Raw genomic sequence first — 2,352 nt, forward strand, 5'->3', positions numbered from 1 at the left:
AGGGCCTGGGCGGTGGGCATGCCCAAGGCCCGAACACCGGCGGAGAGCAGCTGCTGGATCTCGCTCCGTGGCAGCCAGTACGTGCTATCGCCGTCCCGCATCGGCACGGCGACCGTGTCCGTGCGCGGCGAACCGGGTTTGCCCACCGGCGCCGGCACGACGAAGAGCGTGTCGACTGCCTGGGCGGGGACGTCGATGAACAGCACCCGCTCGCCGTCCGCACCGGACCATCCGATCCGCACGCCGCGAGGAGCCGGTGTGATCCGTTGACGGATCAGCTTGCGGATCTGGTCCACGTTAACGGCGGCCGGATCGACTCCGACGATGTGCGCCAGGACCTCCTCGTCGTGGTCGGGGCGGGTGGCGACGCCGATGACGATGACCCCGCCGCCCCCGTTGGCGAACGCCGCGACGTCCTTGGTGAGCTCCTCGACCGCCTTGGGGTCCGCCAGCTGGTACGGGCCGCTCTTCGCGTCGACCCACTGCGTCTCGCGCAATCCGAGCAGAGAGCCCGGCTCCTGGGCGTCCAGCGCGGCCAGCACACCCTTCAGATCCTTCACCATCCCGGCAGTATCCACCGCTACACACCGCGGGCCACCAGATCGGAAGTTCACGCTTACGCACGGCCGCGCCGGCCAGCCGGGCAGTGCGCCGGTGCTGTGCCATATCTCACATGTCGGCTGTCAATGCGCGTGGGCCCTCCACCGTGGCGCGGCGACATGCATCCGTGAGGCTCACTGTGAAAGCCTAAAGTCTCTGCGGTTCGCAGACCTGCCTCTCCACGTGAGTGCCGCCAATTGCCGCACCGTCAGCAGAGGTTATAAGTCCGAGCAGTTGGCGAAGACCTGGGCCCCAAGTGCAGCAGCTGGGGGTTGTTCGGCACGAGGCCTCGCAGGAGCGGTCGCCAGCCCGCCCGGTGGCGAGTCGCCGGACCTTACCCACCACCTCTGACAACGGGACGCCTCGTCAGTATCCGGCCAGTGCGACTGTTTTGCGCCATGTCGTAGTGGCTGCTTCCATGACGCTCGGTCACTGCCCTGAGCTGCACTGACGTCGCTCCGGGAGGTTGTTGGAGTAGGAGGAAGGAGCACCAATGCTGCACCCATTTCGTGTTGACCGTGACCCCTGTGTCCCGGTCCGCGTCCGCGCTGGCCTCACGGCGGACGAGACCGAGGAGCTGGCCGACTTGGTCCCCGGTGCGACGGACGGAGCAACGGCCGTGGTCGGCCTTCGGTCTCTGCTGGCCGCCGCGCATCTGCTGGCCGATCTCGACGTGCCCGAACCACCGATCGAGGCGATGTGGCGCCGCGTCCTGGCAGCGATCACCCTCCGCGTCGGCGGCCTCGACACCCCGCACGGCGAGACGTGGCTCGACGCCCGCGAGGACCTCCTGGAGCACGGACACTTCGACACGTACCAGCTCGCCGCCTACTTCGACCCGGCACCAGAGCGGTGGCGCCTGTACGGCGGACCCCGCCCGTTCCTCCAGGACCCGCGCCTCGCCGATGAGGGAGGGGACATGGCGTCCCCCGGACGGCTGGTGATGACCCGGGCGTCCGGCGCGAACGCCCTGTGGACGGATTCCACCCCGCAGGATGTCCCCGTCGGCGCGAGGGATGCGATCGCCTGGCTGCTGGCCTGGCTCGGCTACGGCCCTTCCGGAACCGCCGGGACGCGTAGCCGCGGCGGCCGCAGCAGCCACATCGTGAAGGCCGGCCCCCACCGAGCCGTCATCTCCTACTTCCCTCACCACCCCGACAGCCTGTTCACCTCCCTCGTCCTCTCCGTCCCCGCACCAAGCGCCTGGCCCACCAACCCCGGTGCAGACCTGGCCCCCTGGGAGAACGAGGACCTCCCCGATCCCCTGGCTGCTCAGCCACCCGCCGGGCCCGCCTCCCTTCTTGCCGGGCGCGCCGCTCACGCCGTCCTGCTGAACGGCGACGACACCGGCCGGACCGTCGGATGCCGGATCACCTGGGGCACCACCACCGATCTCCCGCCCGCGACCGACCCGTACGTCATCGAACGCGACACCGGCGGCCCCTTGCGCGCCTCCCGCAGCCGCGCCGTCTGGCGCGACCTGGACGCCCTCCTGCTCCACGAGCGGCCCGGCGACAAGAACACCCTGCGCCGTCCTACCGTCTTCGACCACCTCGCCGAGCTCGACCCCGACCTCCTCGCCCACCTCGGCGTCCGCGCCCTGGGCTGGGACCAGGAGCGCCGCGACCTCGACCGCGCCTGGTACAGCGCCACCACCCCGCCCGTGCTGCGGCACCTCGCCGAAGCCGACCCCGACAGCGCGGCCGCGATCGCCGCCGCCCACCGCAGCGCCGAGACCTGGGCCAGGCAGCT

General features: G+C 70.7%; 2 protein-coding genes. One reads left to right on the forward strand and one right to left on the reverse strand.

Annotation, left to right across the window (positions count from 1 at the left end; all coding sequences use genetic code 11):
• A partial coding sequence (locus tag ABZ281_RS46260; RefSeq protein ID WP_356664501.1) for an RNA-binding domain-containing protein occupies positions 1-563 on the reverse strand: 563 nt, incomplete at its 3' end.
• A gap of 530 nt (positions 564-1,093) precedes the next feature.
• Here ABZ281_RS46260 and casA point away from each other — a divergent pair.
• Positions 1,094-2,352 (forward strand): type I-E CRISPR-associated protein Cse1/CasA (gene casA, locus ABZ281_RS46265; RefSeq protein WP_356664503.1); only part of this gene is annotated, 1,259 nt, incomplete at its 3' end.

Source organism: Streptomyces sp. NPDC006265 (assembly GCF_040613555.1).
Taxonomy (GTDB): domain Bacteria; phylum Actinomycetota; class Actinomycetes; order Streptomycetales; family Streptomycetaceae; genus Streptomyces.